The organism is Vibrio sp. 970 (assembly GCF_033339075.1).
In genome coordinates this window covers 1-639 of sequence record NZ_JAWOTW010000441.1, presented here as the reverse complement: position 1 = coordinate 639, position 639 = coordinate 1, and the positions used below count along the sequence as shown (strand labels likewise).

Here is a 639-nt window from a genome sequence, read left to right as displayed (position 1 = left end):
CACCCAAAGTCACTTCCGCCGTGCGGTAGCCTTCGGTGCCATTAGGTGCGATTGACCAGTTTTCTAAACGCTCCACCACGCTAGCAAGCTCTTTCGGGTTGAACTGCTTGAGAGGTTTATCCATCAGCTCTTTACGCTCAATCAGCACTTCCACTAAACGCTTTGGCAGCACTTTTGCTAGGGTGTTCTTTAGCGATTGATTTGGATGTTTCTCAAGGCTGCGCTCGAGCAGCAGAGCGATGTCTTCGTTAGGAACTAAGTTGATAGAAACTTTCTGACCCGCTTTCCAGAAAGAGGAAATTTGCAAAACCGAAGGACCCGATAAGCCGCGGTGAGTAAACAACAGCGCTTCTTTGAACATGGTGCCGTCTTCGGCGGTAATTTCCGCAGGCACAGCAATGCCAGACAGTTCAGCAAAATCTTCTTTGTCTTCTTTGTGCAGCGTAAATGGCACAAGTCCCGCCGTGGTTGAGATCACTGGCAAACCAAACTGCTCAGCCACTTTGTAACCAAATGGCGTCGCGCCCAGTTTTGGCATGGAAAGGCCACCGGTCGCAATCACCAAAGATTCGCACTCAATGAGCTCAGTACCCGCGTGCAGACGAAAGCCTTCTTCGGTTTTCTCAATGGTGTGCACAT

General features: G+C 50.1%; 1 protein-coding gene. It reads right to left on the bottom strand.

The window, feature by feature from the left end:
• Positions 1-639 (bottom strand): NAD(P)/FAD-dependent oxidoreductase (locus R7Q11_RS27175; RefSeq protein WP_225467108.1); only part of this gene is annotated, 639 nt, incomplete at both ends.